The 16,992-nt window shown below is 63.1% G+C and carries 18 protein-coding genes and 2 tRNA genes; 14 read left to right on the top strand and 6 right to left on the bottom strand.

Going from position 1 to position 16,992, the window contains the following annotated elements; all coding sequences use genetic code 11:
• Nucleotides 1-84: 84 nt before the first annotated feature.
• From JOZ06_RS12630 to JOZ06_RS12610, 5 genes are all read left to right on the top strand, one after another.
• On the top strand, nt 85-1,455 hold the full coding sequence (locus tag JOZ06_RS12630) for a cystathionine beta-synthase (RefSeq protein WP_293232936.1): 1,371 nt from the start codon (nt 85-87) through the stop codon (nt 1,453-1,455).
• A gap of 8 nt (nt 1,456-1,463) precedes the next feature.
• Nucleotides 1,464-2,432: a homocysteine S-methyltransferase gene (gene mmuM / locus JOZ06_RS12625; protein ID WP_293232933.1), complete on the top strand. Its 969-nt coding sequence runs from the start codon at nt 1,464-1,466 to the stop codon at nt 2,430-2,432.
• 189 nt (nt 2,433-2,621) lie between these two features.
• Nucleotides 2,622-3,635 carry a methionine ABC transporter ATP-binding protein gene (locus tag JOZ06_RS12620; protein ID WP_293232931.1) on the top strand — a complete coding sequence of 338 codons (1,014 nt, stop codon included), beginning with the start codon at nt 2,622-2,624 and terminating at the stop codon, nt 3,633-3,635.
• Nucleotides 3,632-4,291 (top strand): methionine ABC transporter permease, encoded by a 660-nt coding sequence (locus tag JOZ06_RS12615; RefSeq protein ID WP_293232929.1) that lies wholly within the window; start codon nt 3,632-3,634, stop codon nt 4,289-4,291. The genes JOZ06_RS12620 and JOZ06_RS12615 overlap by 4 nt, the downstream gene beginning before the upstream one ends.
• A 30-nt stretch (nt 4,292-4,321) precedes the next feature.
• Nucleotides 4,322-5,107 (top strand): MetQ/NlpA family ABC transporter substrate-binding protein, encoded by a 786-nt coding sequence (locus JOZ06_RS12610; RefSeq protein WP_293232927.1) that lies wholly within the window; start codon nt 4,322-4,324, stop codon nt 5,105-5,107.
• 116 nt (nt 5,108-5,223) lie between these two features.
• Here the strand turns inward: JOZ06_RS12610 and JOZ06_RS12605 are convergent.
• Nucleotides 5,224-5,298 (bottom strand) — tRNA-Glu (locus JOZ06_RS12605).
• Between the two features lie 2 nt (nt 5,299-5,300).
• Nucleotides 5,301-5,376: transfer RNA gene (locus tag JOZ06_RS12600), tRNA-Ala, on the bottom strand.
• A gap of 153 nt (nt 5,377-5,529) precedes the next feature.
• On the opposite strand from JOZ06_RS12600, the gene hpnC reads away from it, so the two are divergent.
• From hpnC to radA, 6 genes are read left to right on the top strand one after another with little or no spacing between them, the layout of a single operon-like run.
• Nucleotides 5,530-6,342, top strand: coding sequence for a squalene synthase HpnC (hpnC, locus tag JOZ06_RS12595; RefSeq protein WP_293232925.1), 813 nt, complete (start codon nt 5,530-5,532; stop codon nt 6,340-6,342).
• 27 nt (nt 6,343-6,369) lie between these two features.
• Complete coding sequence (gene hpnD / locus JOZ06_RS12590) at nt 6,370-7,215, top strand: presqualene diphosphate synthase HpnD (RefSeq protein ID WP_293232923.1); 846 nt, start codon at nt 6,370-6,372, stop codon at nt 7,213-7,215.
• Nucleotides 7,212-8,495 (top strand): hydroxysqualene dehydroxylase HpnE, encoded by a 1,284-nt coding sequence (gene hpnE, locus JOZ06_RS12585; RefSeq protein ID WP_293232921.1) that lies wholly within the window; start codon nt 7,212-7,214, stop codon nt 8,493-8,495. Before hpnD ends, hpnE begins: the two co-directional genes overlap by 4 nt.
• A 5-nt stretch (nt 8,496-8,500) precedes the next feature.
• On the top strand, nt 8,501-9,265 hold the full coding sequence (locus JOZ06_RS12580; protein WP_293232919.1) for an SDR family oxidoreductase: 765 nt from the start codon (nt 8,501-8,503) through the stop codon (nt 9,263-9,265).
• A 1-nt stretch (nt 9,266) separates the two neighbouring features.
• The gene (locus JOZ06_RS12575) at nt 9,267-9,791 is read left to right on the top strand and encodes a hypothetical protein (protein ID WP_293232917.1); all 525 of its coding nucleotides are present in this window, start codon (nt 9,267-9,269) and stop codon (nt 9,789-9,791) included.
• On the top strand, nt 9,784-11,139 hold the full coding sequence (radA, locus tag JOZ06_RS12570; protein ID WP_293232915.1) for a DNA repair protein RadA: 1,356 nt from the start codon (nt 9,784-9,786) through the stop codon (nt 11,137-11,139). Before JOZ06_RS12575 ends, radA begins: the two co-directional genes overlap by 8 nt.
• A gap of 13 nt (nt 11,140-11,152) precedes the next feature.
• Here the strand turns inward: radA and JOZ06_RS12565 are convergent, their stop codons facing one another.
• From JOZ06_RS12565 to rpoN, 4 genes are all read right to left on the bottom strand, one after another.
• The gene (locus JOZ06_RS12565) at nt 11,153-12,193 is read right to left on the bottom strand and encodes a sigma-54 dependent transcriptional regulator (RefSeq protein ID WP_293232992.1); all 1,041 of its coding nucleotides are present in this window, start codon (nt 12,191-12,193) and stop codon (nt 11,153-11,155) included.
• 481 nt (nt 12,194-12,674) lie between these two features.
• Entirely contained in the window at nt 12,675-13,238 is a 564-nt protein-coding gene (locus JOZ06_RS12560; RefSeq protein ID WP_293232913.1) for a ferritin-like domain-containing protein, read from the bottom strand.
• Nucleotides 13,239-13,421: 183 nt separating this feature from the next.
• The gene (locus JOZ06_RS12555; protein WP_293232911.1) at nt 13,422-13,772 is read right to left on the bottom strand and encodes a BON domain-containing protein; all 351 of its coding nucleotides are present in this window, start codon (nt 13,770-13,772) and stop codon (nt 13,422-13,424) included.
• A gap of 83 nt (nt 13,773-13,855) precedes the next feature.
• On the bottom strand, nt 13,856-15,289 hold the full coding sequence (gene rpoN, locus JOZ06_RS12550) for an RNA polymerase factor sigma-54 (protein WP_293232909.1): 1,434 nt from the start codon (nt 15,287-15,289) through the stop codon (nt 13,856-13,858).
• Nucleotides 15,290-15,461: 172 nt separating this feature from the next.
• On the opposite strand from rpoN, the gene JOZ06_RS12545 reads away from it, so the two are divergent.
• The 3 genes from JOZ06_RS12545 to JOZ06_RS12535 form a co-directional block, all read left to right on the top strand.
• A complete protein-coding gene (locus JOZ06_RS12545) occupies nt 15,462-15,782 on the top strand; it encodes a BON domain-containing protein (protein WP_293232907.1) in 321 nt (106 codons plus the stop codon).
• A gap of 67 nt (nt 15,783-15,849) precedes the next feature.
• Complete coding sequence (locus tag JOZ06_RS12540; protein WP_293232905.1) at nt 15,850-16,245, top strand: DUF4398 domain-containing protein; 396 nt, start codon at nt 15,850-15,852, stop codon at nt 16,243-16,245.
• Between the two features lie 10 nt (nt 16,246-16,255).
• A partial coding sequence (locus JOZ06_RS12535; protein ID WP_293232903.1) for an OmpA family protein occupies nt 16,256-16,992 on the top strand: 737 nt, incomplete at its 3' end.

Raw genomic sequence — 16,992 nt, 5'->3', positions numbered from 1 at the left:
CCTGTTTGAAATATAAAATCGAACTGCTATATTTGTTCGATCTTTTGCGGGCAATGTTGTCCGCGACGAACAGGAGAGAAGGCCATGTCGAATTCGTCGGTGCTGGGGTTGATCGGCAATACCCCGCTGGTGCAGGTCAATCACCTGGATACCGGGCTATGCCAGTTGTTTCTCAAACTGGAGAGCAGTAATCCCGGCGGCTCGATCAAGGACCGTATTGGGCTTGCCATGATCGACGCGGCCGAGCGCGACGGATTGCTGCGTCCCGGCGGCACCTTGGTGGAGGCGACGGCCGGCAATACCGGTTTGGGATTGGCCCTGGTGGCCGCGCAACGCGGTTACCGGTTGATTTTGGTGGTGCCTGACAAGATGAGCCGGGAAAAGGTGCTGCATTTGCAGGCCTTGGGCGCCGAAGTGCGCTTGACCCGCTCCGACGTGGGCAAGGGGCACCCGGCGTATTACCAGGACATGGCGCGCCGCATCGCCGAGGAGACGCCGGGCGCCTACTACATCGATCAGTTCAACAACCCCGCCAATCCCCGCGCGCATGAAACCGGCACGGCGCCGGAAATTTGGCGGCAGATGCGGCACGAGGTGGACGCGGTGGTGGTGGGCGTGGGTTCCGGCGGCACGTTATCCGGTTTGTCGCGCTTCTTCGCGCGCACGTCGCCGCATACCGAGTTTGTTCTGGCCGATCCGCAAGGATCGGTGCTGGCCGACTATGTCGAGACGGGCACCCATGGCGAGGCCGGCAGCTGGCTGGTCGAGGGGGTGGGCGAGGATTTCGTGCCGCCGCAGGCGGATCTGTCGCGCGTCAAACACGCTTTTCGCATCAGCGACCGCGAGAGCTTCGAGACGGCGCGCTTGTTGCTGCAAAAGGAGGGCGTGCTGGCGGGGTCGTCGTCCGGCACGCTGGTGGCGGCGGCATTGCGCTACTGCCGCGCGCAGACGACGCCTAAACGGGTCGTTACGTTCGTTTGCGATAGCGGCAACAAGTATCTCTCCAAAATGTACTCGGATGACTGGATGCAGGATCAAGGCATGATCGTGCTGCCGCAGGTCGGTACTTTGCTCGATCTGATTACGCATCGGCATGACTTGGGCCAGTCGATCACCTGCCTGCCGGATGAGGCGCTCGCTCAGGTTTATCAGCGCATGCGTTTGTTCGATGTGTCGCAGCTGCCGGTGCTCGATGGAGACCGGGTGGTCGGCGTGATCGACGAGTGGGATCTGCTGCTGTCGGTACATGGCGAACCGGAGAATTTCCGCCTGCGGGTGGCGGAGGCGATGAGCACCGAGGTCACGACGCTGGCGCCGGACGCCGGGCTGCAGGATTTGCTGCAGGTGTTCAACGACGGTTATGTGGCGCTGGTGGTGGATCGGGGGCATTATGTCGGTCTGATTACCCAAGCGGATTTGCTGGCTTTTTGGCGCCGGCAACCGCGCGAGCGCTAGGAGACGATATGCACGATGACGAGCGCCATTCGGTGCAAGATTTTTTGGCGGCGCGACCGGTGATGGTGCTGGACGGCGCGCTGGCGACCGAGCTGGAGGCGCGCGGCTGCGATCTGAACGATCCGCTTTGGTCGGCGCGGGTGCTGATCGAGGCGCCCGAGCTGATTCGCCAAGTGCATGTCGATTATTTCGCCGCCGGCGCCGACGTGGCCACCACAGCCAGCTATCAGGCGACTTTCGAGGGATTTGCCCGCCGCGGCATCGCCGAGGCGCAGGCCGCCGCGTTGATGCGACGCTCGATCGAATTGGCGCGCGAGGCGCGCGACGCGTTCTGGGCCGAGCCGGCGCATCGCGCCGGCCGCTTGCGGCCGCTGGTGGCGGCTTCGGTTGGGCCTTATGGCGCGATGTTGGCGGATGGCTCGGAATACCGGGGTGATTACGGGCTCGACGAGACGGCGCTGATGGATTTTCACCGGCCGCGCATGGCGGCCCTGCTGTCGGCCGAGCCGGATCTGCTGGCGTGCGAGACGGTGCCGTGCTTGGCCGAAGCGCGGGCTTTGGCGCGACTGTTGGCGGAGTTCCCCGCGGCGCGCGCCTGGATCAGCTTTTCCTGCCGCGATGGCGCGCATAACTGTCAGGGCGAGCCGTTGGCGGATTGCCTGGCGGCCTTGGCGGCGTTCGATCAAGTAGTCGCGGTGGGCCTCAATTGCACGGCGCCGGTGCATGTGCCCGCGCTGATCGCGGCGGCGGCGCAGGTCACCGCCAAACCGATTCTGGTCTATCCCAATTCGGGCGAAACCTACGATCCGCAACACAAATGTTGGCATGGCCCGCGCGATGCCGCCGAATTCTCCGCCGCCGCGCGCGATTGGCATCGCGCCGGCGCGCGGCTGATCGGCGGTTGCTGCCGCACCGGCCCGGCGGAAATCGCCGCCGTGTCCGCCTGGGCGCGCGGCGGCGCCGCCTCTCCCGCTTAAGCGTTTCCTCGGCGCACCGGGCGTTCCTCGTCCGGTGCCATATCCTTGCGTTGTTGCCGTTGGTGTCCTGTTCCGCTGATTTCTCTATATTCCTATTGGCTATATATTTAACAATTTAAATAATTGTTTGAAATATCTAATCGTTGATACAGTATCCAAAGTACGCCGCCATGACTGAGGACCGCTGCAGTGATTCGTATCGAACAGTTAACAAAAATCTATCCCGGAAGAGGCGCCGACCATCTGGCGTTGGACGCGGTCGATCTGTCGATCGACAAGGGGGAGATCTTTGGCATCATCGGCCGCTCAGGCGCCGGCAAAAGCACCTTGATCCGTTGCCTGAATCGTCTTGAGACGCCGTCGTCCGGCAGGGTGCTGGTCGATGGCCAAGATCTGAGCACGCTCAGCGCGCGCGAGTTGCCGCGGATGCGCCAGCGTTTGGGCATGATTTTCCAGCACTTCAATCTGCTGCACGCAAAGACGGTGGCGCAAAACGTGTCTTTCCCGCTCCGGTTGGCGGGCCGGCATGATCGCGATGCCATCGACCGCCGCGTCGATGCGCTGCTTGAGCGCGTCGGCCTGAGCGCATACCGCGACAGCTATCCGGCCCGCCTTTCCGGCGGGCAGAAGCAGCGCGTCGGCATTGCCCGGGCGTTGGCCAATGCGCCGAGCGTGCTGCTGTCCGACGAGGCTACCTCGGCGCTGGACCCTCAGACCACGTTGTCGATTTTGCAATTGTTGCAAGACATCAATCGCGAGCTGGGGCTGACCATCGTATTGATCACGCACGAGATGTCGGTCATTCGCAATCTATGCGATCGCGTCGCGGTGCTCGACCACGGTCGCGTCGTCGAAACCGGGCGCGTCGCCGATATCTTTCTTCACCCCCAGCATGCCGTGACCCGCAGCCTGTTGGCCGAAAGCGGCACGCCGGATGAAGGGGCGCTGATACAGCTGCGTCAGCGGGCAACCGGTCCGTTGCTGCGTCTGACCTTTGTCGGCGACACCACCTATCAGCCGCTGCTCAGCCGCGCTACGGAGGAGACCGGCCTGCGGTTCAACATCCTGCAAGGATCGGTCGGCCGCATCAAGGAGACGCCGTACGGCCAGTTGTTGGTCGAAGCCGTCGGCGCTCACGTCGAGATCGGCCCGGCGCTGGCGTTTTTCACCCGTTGGAACGTTCATCACGAGGTGGTGGCATGAATTTTAGCGATGTCGTCTGGCCCGAGATCGGACAAGGATTGATCGATACGCTGGTGATGAGTGGCGTGTCGCTGGTGTTTGCTGTGTTGCTGGGGCTGCCGCTTGGCGTGTTGTTGTTCCTCAGCGGCAGACGTCAGTTGTTGCAGCACCACGGCGTGCATGCCGGCTTGTCGGCGGTGGTGAATGGGCTGCGTTCCGTGCCGTTCATCATTTTGCTCATCGTCATGATTCCCTTCACGGTCTTGCTGATCGGTACATCCATTGGCGTGGCGGGCGCCGTGCCGCCGCTGGTGATTTCCGCCGCGCCTTTCTATGCCCGGCTGGTGGAAAACGTTCTGCGCGAAGTGGATCGCGGCTTGTTCGATGCCTGTCAGGCCATGGGGGCGACGACGCGCCAGATTATCTTCGGCGCGCTGCTGCCCGAATCTTTACCGGGCCTGGTGGCTGCCGCGACGGTGACTGGCGTGGCGCTCGTGTCCTATTCGGCCATGGCCGGCGCCATTGGCGGCGGCGGACTGGGCGATTTGGCGATTCGCTATGGCTATCAACGTTTTCAGGTGGACGTGATGGTGATCACCGTGGCGCTCATGGTTGTGCTGGTCCAGCTGCTTCAGTGGGCGGGCGACCGGCTGACGCTGCATTTTACCCGTAAATAAATACCTGGTTCATAGAGAGAAGAGAGGACGATGATGTTGAAAAAACGCTATCTTTTGCTTGCTGCCCTGCTGGGGGTGGCGTCTTTCACGCTGCGCGCGGAGACGTTGACGGTTGCCGCCAGCGCGGTGCCGCACGCGGAGATTCTGGAGTTCGTCAAACCGCAGTTGGCACGCCAAGGCGTGGATCTGCAGGTGAAGGTTTTCGATGATTATGTCCAACCCAATGTGCAGGTCAGTGAAAAACATATCGATGTGAATTTTTTCCAGCACCAGCCCTACCTGGATAAATACAACCAGAGCCATGGCACGCACTTGGTCGGCGTCGTTCCGGTGCATATCGAGCCGTTCGGCGTCTACTCGCATCGTTACAAGTCATTGGCCCAGGTGCCGGACGAAGGCGTGGTCGCCATCCCGAACGATCCGGCCAATGTCGGCCGCGCCTTGCTGCTGCTCGCGCGCAATGGGCTGATCACGCTGAAGGACCCGCACAATATCTTGTCGACGACGCAGGACATTGTCGCCAATCCCAAGAATCTGCAGATCCGCGAGCTGGACGCGGCAGTGTTGCCGCGTGTGCTCGACCAGGTCGATCTGGCGGTGATCAATACCAATTACGCGCTGGAAGCCAAGCTTACGCCGACACGCGATGCGATTGCCCTGGAGAACGGCCGCTCGGTCTACGCCAACCTGCTGGTGGCGCGGCCAGACAACCAGAATAGCCCGGCGGTGAAGAAACTGGCGGCGGCGTTGAATTCGCCCGAGGTGCGCCAGTTCATCGAGAGCAAATACAAAGGCTCGATCATTCCGGCATTTTGATCCCCGTGCCTTGAGCACAGTCTTTGGCGGCGCCGTTCAAGCGCCGCTTTTTTTTTATGGACTGGATCCGGTATGAAAAAAGCCACTTGCCGCAATGGCCAGTGGCTTTCTGTATTTGGCGTCCCCACGGGGAATCGAACCCCGGCCGCCGCCGTGAAAGGGCAGTGTTCTAACCGCTAAACTATAGGGACTGTGGTGGAGATAAGCGGGATCGAACCGCTGACCTCTTGCATGCCATGCAAGCGCTCTCCCAGCTGAGCTATACCCCCGTACTGCGAACAGTGGGGCGCATTATATGGACGACATTTTGCGCTGTAAAGGGGGTAGGCAAAAATTTTTTGTCGAACCTTGCGCGGCGAGGCGGGGGCAGGCGGTATCGGCTCGGTTATAATCCGGACTTTGCCTCGGATGAGTCGTTCGTCATGTCGGTCGGTCACTACGAAAATTTCCCGGTCGGATCGTTGCTGTTGCCGCGCCGTTTGCGCGCGGCCGTGCACGTGATCTACCGTTTCGCGCGCTATGCCGACGATTTGGCCGACGAGGGCGATGCTACCGCCGCGGAGCGTCTGGCGGCGCTGCAGGCGTTGCGTGACGAGCTTGGCCGCATTGGCGCCGGCGAGACGCCGCAGACCGCGCTCATGGCGGCGCTGGCGTCGGTGATCGCCAAGCACGCGTTGGCGCTCGATCCGTTTTACGATCTGTTGTCGGCCTTCGAGCAGGACGTGGTCAAGACCCGCTATGAAAATTTCGCCGAAGTGATGGATTACTGCCGGCGCTCGGCCAATCCCGTCGGCCGGCTGATGTTGTCGCTGTACGGCGAGACCGATGCCAGAAGTTTGGCGATGTCCGACGGCATCTGCAGCGCGTTGCAGTTGATCAATTTTCTGCAGGACGTCGGTGTCGATTGGCGCAAAGGCAGGGTGTATTTGCCGCAGGAGGACCTGGCGCGGTTCCGGGTCGGCGAGGCGCAGATCGCCGCCGGCGATGCCGGCGGGCTGTGGACGCCGATGATGCTCAAACAGATCGAGCGCGCGCGTAAATTGCTGCACGCCGGCGCGCCGCTCGGGAAAAAGCTGCACGGTCGGATCGGTCTGGAGTTGCGTCTGATCATCCTGGGCGGCGACCGCATTTTGCAAAAATTGCATCATAGCGGCGGCAACGTGTTCACGGCGCGCCCCGTGCTTGGCACGCGCGATTGGGTCGGCATGCTGTGGCGCGCGCTTTGGGCGCGCTAATATGCGTTTTTCGACAAGGAGAGGCGAGTGACGCCCGAGCAATATTGTCAGGACAAGGCCGCCGCGAGCGGCTCCAGCTTCTACTACAGTTTCCGTTTTCTGTCCGACGCGCGCCGGCAGGCAATCACGGCGTTATACGCCTTTTGCCGCGAGGTGGACGATGTTGTCGACGAAGCGCATGAGCACGCGGTGGCGCATGCAAAGCTGGCCTGGTGGCGTGACGAAATCGGGCGGTTGTATACCGGCCGGCCCGGCCATCCGGTGACGCAGGCGCTGGCGCCGCACGTCGCGCCCTTTGCGTTGCCGGCGGAGGGGTTGCTGGAAATCGTCGACGGCATGGAAATGGACCTGAAGTTTGCCCGCTACGAGCGTTTTCAGGATTTGCTGCTGTATTGCCGGCGCGTCGCCGGGGTGGTGGGCGAGTTGTCGGCGCGCATCTTCGGCTTTTCCGATGCCCAGACGCTGCAGTATGCCGACCGCCTCGGCGTGGCGCTGCAGCTGACCAATATCATCCGCGACGTTGGCGAGGACGCGCGCCGCGGCCGCATCTATCTGCCGATCGAAGACCTGCATGCCTTCAAGGTGCCCGCCGCCGACCTGCAGCATGGCCGCGAGAGCGATGCGTTCCGGCAGCTCATGCTGTTTCAGATCGACCGGGCGCAAGACTACTACCGCCAAGCCTGGTCGCTGTTGCCGGCGGCCGACCGCAAAGCCCAGCGCACAGGGCTTGTGATGGCGGCCATCTATCGCGCCACGCTGGAAGAAATTCGGCGGGATGGGCCGGAAAAAGTGCTTAATCAGCGGCTGTCGCTGACGCCGTTGCGAAAATTATGGCTGGCCTGGACGACCTGGACGTTCGGTTACCGTCCGTGAAGCCGCGGGTCGCCGTTATCGGTGCCGGCTGGGCCGGCTTGGCCGCCGCGGTCGAGTTGGCGCCGCATGTCCGCCTGACGGTATTCGAAGCCGGGCGGACGCCGGGGGGGCGTGCGCGCCGCGTACGCGACGCGGAGCACACCATCGACAATGGCCAGCATATCCTGCTTGGCGCTTACCAAACCTGCTGGCGTCTGATGCGTCAGGTGGGGGCCGATCAGGCGTCGGCGTTGCTGCGTCTGCCGCTCACCTGGGTGCAGGCCGACGGACTCCGTATGCGATGTCCGCGCTGGCCGGCGCCATGGCATTTGCTTGCCGGGCTGTTGTCCGCGCGTGGGCTGTCCTGGCGCGATAAGGGCCGGTTGATCTTTGCGTTGGGGCGGCTCTCGCTGGCCCGTTGGCAGGTTGCCGGCGACCCGACCGTGGCCGAATGGCTCGATGCCGCACGACAAGATGCGGTGTTAAAAGAAACCTTTTGGCGGCCGCTGGTGCTGGCGGCGTTGAATACCCCCCCGGAGCAGGCTTCGATGCGCATGCTGGCGGCGGTGCTGCGTGACAGTTTGGGCGCGGCGCGCGCGGCGAGCGACATGCTGCTGCCCCGGCGGGATCTCTCCGCGTTGTTCCCCGAGCCCGCGGTGGCGTGGCTGGCGGCGCAAGGGGGCATGTTTCATTTCGGCCATCGCGTGACTTCGGTCGAGCCGGTGGCGAATGGGGTGCTGGTCGACGGCGAGGCATTCGACGCCGCCATCGTTGCCTGCGCGCCGTATCATGCCGCGCGCCTGTTGCCGGCGGCGATCGTGCCGCCGATCGTCAAGAAACTCTCTTTCCTGCCGATATATACCGTATACCTGCGTTTCGCCCGGCCGCCGAGGTTGCCGGAGCCGATGATCGGCCTGCGCCGCGGTACGGCGGATTGGCTGTTCGACCGCGATGCGTTGTGCGGCGAGGCGGGGATGCTGGCGGCGGTCATCAGCGCGCCGCAGCCGGGGGCGCTGCCCGAGGGCGACGCGGCGCTGATTGCCGCCGTGCTGGCCGACGCGCGGCGCATAGTGGCGGATCTGCCAGAGCCCGCTTGGACGCGGGTGGTGGTGGAGCGGCGCGCAACCTTCGCCGCCACGCCGGGTTTGACTCGGCCCGGTGTCCGGCTTGGCGTACAATCGTTGTTCTTGGCGGGCGACTGGGTGGAGGGGGAGTACCCGGCGACGCTGGAAGGCGCAGTGCAAAGCGGCGTTGCCGCGGCTCACGCGTTAATGCAGGACATGACTCACACAGAGCGATAATAACGATGAGAAAAGAATTTGCCCGGGATTATCTGGCCGGTCGCGTCATTTTGGTGACCGGCGCCACCAAGGGATTGGGACGCCAGCTGGCACTGACCTGTGCGGCGCACGGCGCCACCGTGGTGCTGTCGGCGCGCAACGTGAAACGGTTGGAGGCCATCTACGACGAAATCGTCGCCAATGGCGGACCGGAGCCGGCGGCGCTGCCGCTCGATCTGTTTACCGCGACCGAAAACGAATTCAATAGCGCGGCGTTGCAAATTCAACGTGAATTGGGTCGGCTCGACGGCATCGTTCACTGTGCTTCTTACCTTTACGCCGTCTCGCCGCTGTCCGATCAAAGCATCGAGGAATGGATGAACCAGTACCGCATCAACACGGTGGCGCCGTTGGCGCTGACCCGTGCCTGCCTGCCGTTGTTGACGCAGGCGCCGGATGCATCGGTGCTGTTCGTCGGCGAGACGCATGGGCTGCACCCCGGCGCGTATTGGGGCGGGTTCGGCGCCTCCAAGGCCGGCTTGGTTTATCTCACCCAGGTGGCGGCGAGCGAGTGGGACGACAAGCCGAATTTGCGCGTCAATTTGCTGGTGCCGGGACCGATCAATTCGCCGTTGCGTATGAAGACCCATCCCGGCGAAGACCGGAGCGAGCGGGCCGAGCTGTCGGACGTGATGCCTTGGTTCCTATACTGGTTGGGGAGCGACAGCGCCGGCCGCAGTGGTGAAATCATCGAGTTGGATCTACGCCGGCGTGATCAAGAAGGGGGCTAGGATGCGTGCGTTGCGGGTATTGCCGTTGGTGCTGCTCTTGACGGGCTGTAACTGGATCAACCATGTCACAGGCTTATCCAAGGATGACGACCGCGCCATCGGCGCGGGATGCCGCCAGACCGGCCGCTCGCTGGAGGAGTGTTACCGGCGCAACCCGGATGCGGACAAGGCGCAGGTGTACTCCGGCTGGCGCGAAATGCACGAGTACATGACCAAGCAATCGCTGCCGACGATGTCGCCGCCACCGGAGCCGCCGCCTCCCGCGGCCTCGGCGCCGGCGCATGCCGAGCCGCCGCATGGCGACAATGGCGGACAACCGGCGGGAGCGACGTCGGATTCCGGCGAGGATGGCGGCAAGCCCGACCCCGAGGTGCAGGCGGTGCTCGATACCATCAACAATCGCAGCAATGGCAACGGCATGTCCCAGCCGAGCAACGACGAGCAAAAGCAGCTGCAGCAGTTGCTCAAACAAGGGGCGTCCAGTTCGGCGCCGCCGAAATCGAAAAAATCCAACGGACATGGCTAAGAGCAAAATCGTTTTTGCCTGCACCGAGTGCGGCGGCGAGACCCTGAAATGGCAGGGCCAGTGTCCGCATTGCGGCGCTTGGAACACCCTGACCGAGTCTGTGGCGGCGCCGGCATCCGGCGGGCGCTATGCCGCCTGGAGCGGTACGGCCGAAGTGCAGCTTCTGTCCGAGGTCCAGGCGGAGGACGTGCCGCGTGACAGTTCCGGTATTGAAGAACTGGACCGGGTGCTCGGCGGCGGAATGGTCCGTGGCGCCGTGATTCTGATCGGCGGCGATCCGGGCATCGGTAAATCCACCTTGTTGCTGCAGGCCTTGGCTTCGATGGGCGCGACGCGTCCGGTGTTATACGTGTCGGGCGAAGAGTCGCCGCAGCAGATCGCCATGCGCGCCTCGCGGTTGGCGGTGGATGCCGGCAAAGTGCGTTTGCTGTCGGAAATCCGTATCGAGGCCATCATGGCGGTGCTCAAGCGCGACCGGCCCGAAGTGGCGGTGATCGATTCGATCCAGACGCTGTACACCGATCAGGCGACGTCGGCGCCGGGCTCGGTCACGCAGGTGCGCGAGTGCGCCGCGCAGTTGACGCGCATGGCCAAGCAAAGCGGCACGACGCTGCTCTTGGTCGGCCATGTGACCAAGGAAGGCTCGCTGGCCGGCCCCCGCGTGTTGGAGCACATGGTGGATACCGTGCTCTATTTCGAGGGGGACTCCCACTCGAGTTTCCGCATGATCCGCGCGGTGAAGAACCGATTCGGCGCCGCCAACGAGCTCGGGCTGTTCGCCATGACGGAGCGTGGCCTGAAAGGGGTGTCCAATCCTTCCGCCATTTTTCTTTCCTCCTGGCGAGACGATGTTGCCGGCGCCTGCGTGCTGGTCACGCAGGAAGGGTCGCGCCCGCTCTTGGTCGAGGTGCAGGCGTTGGTGGATGATGCGCACGGTTTTCAACCCAAGCGGCTTTCCGTCGGGTTGGAGCAGAATCGGTTGGCGATGTTGCTGGCCGTGCTGCACCGCCATGCCGGGGTGGCTTGCTTCGATCAGGACGTCTTTCTCAATGCCGTGGGGGGCGTGAAAATCACTGAACCCGCGGCCGACCTGGCGCTGATCCTCGCCATTGTTTCTTCGCTGCGCAACCGCCCCCTGCCCGCCAAACTGGCGGTTTTTGGCGAGGTCGGGCTCGCTGGCGAAGTGCGTGCCGTCATGCGTGGACAGGAGCGCTTGCGCGAGGCGGCGAAGCTCGGCTTTACCCGCGCCATCGTGCCGCTTGCCAACCGCCCGCGCCAGCCGATTGAAGGATTGGAAGTGATCGCGGTCGAACGCCTCGAACAGGCCATCGACTACTGCCGCTCATAATGTTCCCCGGATGTCATGCCAAGGAAGGATGGATCTCGGCCGCGGATTTGGCAATGCGATCCGCATAGGAATTAAGCCGGTTATAGATCGTTTTCAGGCTGATGCCCAACGCTTTGGCCGTGCGGCGCTTATTGCCATGATAGCGATCCAACGTGGCGAAGATGAGCCGGCGCTCAACCTCTTCCAGCGGGGTGCCGACCTCCACCTCGATGACTGTCCGCTCTTGGGGGCGCGTGAACGAGGTCAACGGGACCAGCGTGTCGATGTCGATGTCGACCACCTTGTCCGCCATGATGTAGGCGCGGTGAATACAGTTTTTCAGCTCGCGCACGTTGCCGGGCCAATCGTGCCGGCAGAGTTTGCCGGCCACATCCTGCGCAAAATGCTTTTGAGTGCCGAATTGCGTGTTCCAGCCCTTCAAAAAATGGTGTGCCAGCAGGAGCACGTCCTCGGCGCGCTCGCGCAGCGGCGGCAGCGGAATCGGGAAAACGGCCAACCGGTACAGGAGATCTTGACGCAACTGCCCATGGCGCACGGCATCCAGCGGTTCGCGGTTGGTGGCCGCCAAAATGCGGGCGTTGCAACGAATCTCCCGGTCGCCGCCGACACGCGTGAAGCTCCCCGTTTCCAAGACGCGCAATAGACGCACCTGCAGGTCAACCGGCATTTCCGTGATTTCATCCAAGAACAAGGTGCCGCCTTGCGCGCGTTCGAAGAAACCTTGATGCGTCTTGTTCGCGCCGGTGAAGGCGCCCCGTTCGTAGCCGAAGAGTTCCGATTCGATCAACGAAACCGGCAATGCGCCGCAATTGATCGCGATAAAGGGGGCGGAGGCGTATCCGCTCATTTCATGGATGGTTTGGGCGACCAGCTCTTTGCCGCAGCCGCTCTCTCCCATGATCATGACCGATGCGTCGCTGGCGGCGACGCGGCCGATCAGCCGGAATACCTTTCGCATGGCGGATGAAGCGCCATAGAGGCAGCCGAATCGATGCGCTTCGTGATCATGGAGGTCGGTCGCGGCGGCCGAAAAGGGCGATGGCAAAGGAGGCATGGAGGAAGAGGTGGGCTCGTCTCGAAGGTTCTCGAACATATTGCATTCCTTCTCCGTGAGGACACTGAACGGCGTTTGGTGCTAGGCGAGTTCAGCGATGGGGTGGCAACGGTGAATGATGGCTTCTGGCTTTACCATCCTAATTGCCATGGCTGGCGCGTCAATCGTGTAAACGTGCATTCTGGGGTAGGCATCTTCTCATACGATTTCAGGATGAACCCGGCGGTTGCCCGGCCTTCCGTCCGAGAGGACTAGACATGATCGGCGGCATTCATGAGAGGGCCTGCCTCGTAGAGGCGAAGCAGGCTCAGCGGTGATGGTTTATGAGGCGGTGTTCGGCGGGTTGGCCTTGCGGCCATGCGGATCGTTCATATGCGGCGCTGAGCATGCCAAACACTGCCGATCTTCAGGACCAGACCGGCTGCGAACGCGACCGCGATGCCATTTCTGTACATCATGGTTTCCCTCCTTGCCAAGGGCGCTACGCGTAGCGGCCCATCAGACTGGTCAGTTCGTCGGCATGCTGCTCTTCGACGGCGAGAATCTCCTCCAGCAGCCGACGCGTGGTAGGGTCGTCGGCGGCGATGTAGTCGATGGTTTCCCGGTAGCTTTCGATGGCGATCCTCTCGGCGACGAGGTTTTCGCGGATCATGTCTTTCAGCGTGGCGCACTCGACATATTCGACATGGCTGCGCGCGGCGATATGCCACGGGTTCAGCGTGGGCAGACCGCCAAGCTGTACGATCCGCGCCGCCACGGCATAGGCATGCGCCTGCGCTTGCTGCGCATGCTTGTCGAATTCGGCGGACACGCTTTCCGCATTCAGTCCCTGGGCGGTTAACGCATGCTGTTTGTAGCGCAGCATGCAGGTGAGCTCTGTGGCCAAGGCGCGGGCAAGCAGGTCGAGCAGTACTTGGCGGTCGCCGCGATAGCCGGCGGTCACGGGGCCTTGCTCGATATGGTGGCGTGCCCGCGCCCGCAATGTCTCGTCGTCCGTCAGCGGCGCGGCGCGTCCCGTGGCGCCGGTGAAGTGAGTGGATGGCATGGTTGAATCCTTTATCAGTGTGACGTGGAGGATGACGCCAAGCAGCCGATGACGATGCCGATCAGCGCCGCCACCGACAGCATGGCCGCCGGATGTTGTATGACTAGCCGGTAGTTGGTGTTTTCCATTTGCTGGTATTGCGCGCCGCGATAGCGGTGTGATTGCTCATGAGGTTCCTTTCCTTCATGGACCGACGGTGACGTGATTGTTGATCAGCACGACGCCAGCGACGCCCGCTGCGACACGCGAGACGGCGTCGCGCATGGCTTCGTCCGGCACCTTGCCGCACACGGTAACGACGCCGTTATCCGTGTCGACGCTCAACTTGATGGTGCTTAGACCGGCATCCGCCGCGAGCTTGGTTTTGACGCGTGCCGTGATGGCAGCGTCATCGATCATCTCGCCCGCCTTGTCGCTTAACGTGGGGTCCGCCTCGTCCGTCGCGGCGGTCGGCGCCTGTCTGTCGCAGGCAACCAGTGCGGCGAGGCTCGCGAGTACCGGCAGGATGACGGTGCGGATCGGGTAAGGTTTCATCGAGGTTTTCTCCTTCTCGGACGGATGGTTGGGCGGCGACGTTTCATGCGGTTGTTTGAGCAACCTGCGTGCCCGATTCGGCCTTAGACGGCGCCTCGCCGCATTTCCATCGGTGGGAGCTGCATCGCTTGCCGATACTTGGTGACCGTGCGGCGCGCCACGCTCAGCCCCTGCTGCGTCAAGAAGCGGGTAATGGCGGCGTCGGATAATGGCGCGTTGCGGTCTTCGTCGCGAATCATGCGTCGAATGGCATCGCGAATGGCGATGCTGGAGCAGGGGCTGCCGTGCAAAGTGTGCAATGCGCGCGAGAAGAAATACTTCAGCTCGAGGATGCCTGCCGGTGCGGCGAGGTATTTGTTGCAGGTGGCGCGGGAAACCGTGGACTCATGCAGTCCGAGGTTCGCGGCGATATCGCGCAGCCCTAGGGGCTGCATGGCGAGCGCGCCCTGTTCGAAAAAACGCTGCTGGCGAGCAACGATCTCCTCCGCGACGCGCAAAATGGTGTTGAAGCGTTGCTCGATGTTGCGCACGGTCCAGCGCGCCTCGTGCAGATAGGCGGCCATATCCTGGTGATGGGATTGGCGATGCCGCCGGAACATTTGCACGTAAGTTTGATTGATGCCGATATTGGGAATGGCCGCCGGGTTGAGCCGGGCGCGCCAGGCGCCGCCTTCCTTGTGGACGAAAACATCCGGCACGAGATACGGCGGGGTGTTTGCGCCAAAGGGGCGCCCTGGACGGGGGGCGAGCTGGCGGATCATCGCGCAGCCGAGTTCGAGCCGTTCCTGCGGGCAGGCCAAGCGTTTCCCGAGGCCCGTCATGTCGCGGCGCACGAACCGCTCGAATTCGCCGTCGACAATGGCGATCGCCATGGCGCGCGCCTCGCTATCGGGCAAATTCTGTAATTGCAGTCGCAGGCATTCGCGGACATCGCGGCAGCCTACCCCTGGGGGGTCGAGCGATTGCACAAGTTTCAACGCGATGTGCATTTCTGACATGCCCACAGGCGGCTTGAGCCCGAGAAGGGCGCGCAGCTCGCTCAGATCGACGCGTAGGTAGCCGTCTTCGTCGAGCGCCTCGATCACCGCGGCGCCAATCAGCCACTCTCGCTCGGAAAGCGGATAGGTACGCCATTGTTGGTGCAGATGTTCGCGTAATGTGCGTTCGGCCGGCACTTGCCGCCACGTCTCCTCGTGCGGGCCTTCCGCGCTGTCCTTGCGGGCGCCCCACGGCGCGCAGTCGGTAAAGGGGTCGAAACGCTCGTCGCGGGCGATGATTTCCAGCCGATCCGCATCCGTCGGTACTTCCGCTTCTTCCTCTTGCTCCGGCTCGGCCTCGCCATCGTGCGTGTCGCTCTCCTCATCGATGCAGTCGAGAAAGGGGTTGATGCTCAGCATCTGTTGCAGCGTTTGGTTGAACTCCTGGGTCGAAATTTGCAATAACCGCACCGCCTGTTGCAGGCGGGGGGTCAATACCTGGTTTTGGCGATGCTCGAGGCGCAAGGCTGGTGAAATCATGATGGCTCTCCCATGAGTCAAGAACCCTGCTGCCGCACGCAATTCATATGCCAGACAGAGCCGGCCCGCCGCCGGGACGGTGCCGGCTGGCACAGCATTTGCGGAGCAGGAGACAAGCTGGCATGGCGATTTATCTACTAGGTTGATCCACGTTGGAGGAGGGCCGTCATTCATGAAGAAACTGTTCTCAGCTTTGGGCTTGGCTGTTGCCATGGGCTTCTCGGTCTCGGGCTGCACGGTGACCAGCGGGCAGAGCACCGTGGGCCAATACGTCGATGATGCGACGGTGACGGCACGCGTCAAAAAACGCTTGGCCACCGAGCCGAAAGTCAGTGCCATGCGCATTTCGGTAGAGACGCTCAAAGGCGTGGTGGAGCTTTCCGGCTTCGCGGTGAGCGAGGCCGAGAAGATGCGTGCCGGCGAGATCGCCCGTTCGGTGCCCGGCGTCAAGGATGTCCGTAATCACATCATTGTCCAGCCGCCGCAACAATAATCGGCTCGGGCCGTGTTCGACCAAGCGGTCCGGACGCGGCCGGGCCGATACAGTACGGAGCGTTGCTATGAAAATCATCCGTCCGATGTATGGAATGGGGGTGTTGAGCATGCTTGTCGCGTGCGCCTCCTCGCCGCTGCCCAGGGAACAGTTGGCGGCGGCGCAGTCCGCCATCGATCACGCTCAGAACGCGGGCGCGAGCCAATACGCCAGCCATGAGCTCGCCCGGGCGCGCGATCGGCTCGAGCAAGCGAGAAACGCGGTCTTGTTGAACGAAACCGAGCGGGCTAGGCGTTTTGCCGCCGAAGCGGAGATCGCCGCGACCTTGGCGCTCGTCCGGACCGGGACCGCCAAGTCATCGCGCGCGGTCGAGGAGCTCGATCGGTCGATTCGGGCGTTGCGCCAGGAGATCGACGAGCGGGCGCGGCGTATGGCGCCCCTGCCGGCACGCGACAAACTGTGAGGAGAGGGGTATGGCAAGCAAGAACTTTCGCTGTGTCGAGGCCATGATGTTGGCGCTCTTGGCCGGCTGCGCGACCTCGCCAGCGCCGGATCCCGAGTTGGAGTCGGCGCGGCAGGCCTATGAGGCGGCACGGCAAAACAGCGTGGTGGTCCGGCTGGCGCCCGTCGAGCTCGCCCGTGCGCGCGACGCGCTCGCGCGGGCTGAGCAGGTCTGGGCGCAAAGGCGTCAAGCGCTGGAGGCGCAACACTTGGCGCATTTGGCGGTGGAACAGGCGGCGATCGCCGAGCAGGCGGCGGCGGGGCGCGAGGCGGAAGAGCGTATCGCCCGGGTCTCGCAAGAGCGTGAACGGCTGCTCGCCGAAGCGCGCGCGCGTTCGGCCGAGCAGCGGGCGGCGCAATTGCAGCGCGCGCTGGATGCGGCATTGGCGACCCCCTCGCGCCAGACGGATCGCGGCGTGGTGATTACGCTTAGCAATGTGTTGTTCGACTTTGCCGGCACGTCGCTGCGCCCGGGGGGGAAAGAAACGGTCGCCAAGCTGGCGGGGGTGTTGCATCGGTATCCCGATTATCAGGTGCTGGTCGAGGGGCACACCGATAGCATCGGGTCGGAGGCGCGCAATCTGGCGCTATCCGAGCGGCGCGCCGATACCGTTCGACGTGCACTGATCGCGCAGCATATCGATCCCGGGCGGATCGCATCGCGCGGCTACGGCGAACAGAAGCCCATTGCCGATAATCGCCATATTGC

It is taken from the genome of Paludibacterium sp. (assembly GCF_019232825.1).
In the GTDB taxonomy this organism is placed as follows: domain Bacteria; phylum Pseudomonadota; class Gammaproteobacteria; order Burkholderiales; family Chromobacteriaceae; genus Paludibacterium.
Note: the sequence above shows the minus strand (reverse complement) of the source record. Positions and strands in the feature narration are given on the sequence as shown.

Excerpts from the sequence above, each read along its gene's own strand:
- JOZ06_RS12630 (WP_293232936.1), top strand. The coding sequence starts at position 85 with ATGTCGAATTCGTCGGTGCTGGGGTTGATCGGCAATACCCCGCTGGTG.
- mmuM (WP_293232933.1), top strand. The coding sequence starts at position 1,464 with ATGCACGATGACGAGCGCCATTCGGTGCAAGATTTTTTGGCGGCGCGA.
- JOZ06_RS12615 (WP_293232929.1), top strand. The coding sequence starts at position 3,632 with ATGAATTTTAGCGATGTCGTCTGGCCCGAGATCGGACAAGGATTGATC.
- JOZ06_RS12610 (WP_293232927.1), top strand. The coding sequence starts at position 4,322 with ATGATGTTGAAAAAACGCTATCTTTTGCTTGCTGCCCTGCTGGGGGTG.
- hpnC (WP_293232925.1), top strand. The coding sequence starts at position 5,530 with ATGTCGGTCGGTCACTACGAAAATTTCCCGGTCGGATCGTTGCTGTTG.
- JOZ06_RS12580 (WP_293232919.1), top strand. The coding sequence starts at position 8,501 with ATGAGAAAAGAATTTGCCCGGGATTATCTGGCCGGTCGCGTCATTTTG.
- JOZ06_RS12575 (WP_293232917.1), top strand. The coding sequence starts at position 9,267 with ATGCGTGCGTTGCGGGTATTGCCGTTGGTGCTGCTCTTGACGGGCTGT.
- radA (WP_293232915.1), top strand. The coding sequence starts at position 9,784 with ATGGCTAAGAGCAAAATCGTTTTTGCCTGCACCGAGTGCGGCGGCGAG.
- JOZ06_RS12565 (WP_293232992.1), bottom strand. The coding sequence starts at position 12,193 with ATGCCTCCTTTGCCATCGCCCTTTTCGGCCGCCGCGACCGACCTCCAT.
- JOZ06_RS12560 (WP_293232913.1), bottom strand. The coding sequence starts at position 13,238 with ATGCCATCCACTCACTTCACCGGCGCCACGGGACGCGCCGCGCCGCTG.
- JOZ06_RS12555 (WP_293232911.1), bottom strand. The coding sequence starts at position 13,772 with ATGAAACCTTACCCGATCCGCACCGTCATCCTGCCGGTACTCGCGAGC.
- rpoN (WP_293232909.1), bottom strand. The coding sequence starts at position 15,289 with ATGATTTCACCAGCCTTGCGCCTCGAGCATCGCCAAAACCAGGTATTG.
- JOZ06_RS12545 (WP_293232907.1), top strand. The coding sequence starts at position 15,462 with ATGAAGAAACTGTTCTCAGCTTTGGGCTTGGCTGTTGCCATGGGCTTC.
- JOZ06_RS12540 (WP_293232905.1), top strand. The coding sequence starts at position 15,850 with ATGAAAATCATCCGTCCGATGTATGGAATGGGGGTGTTGAGCATGCTT.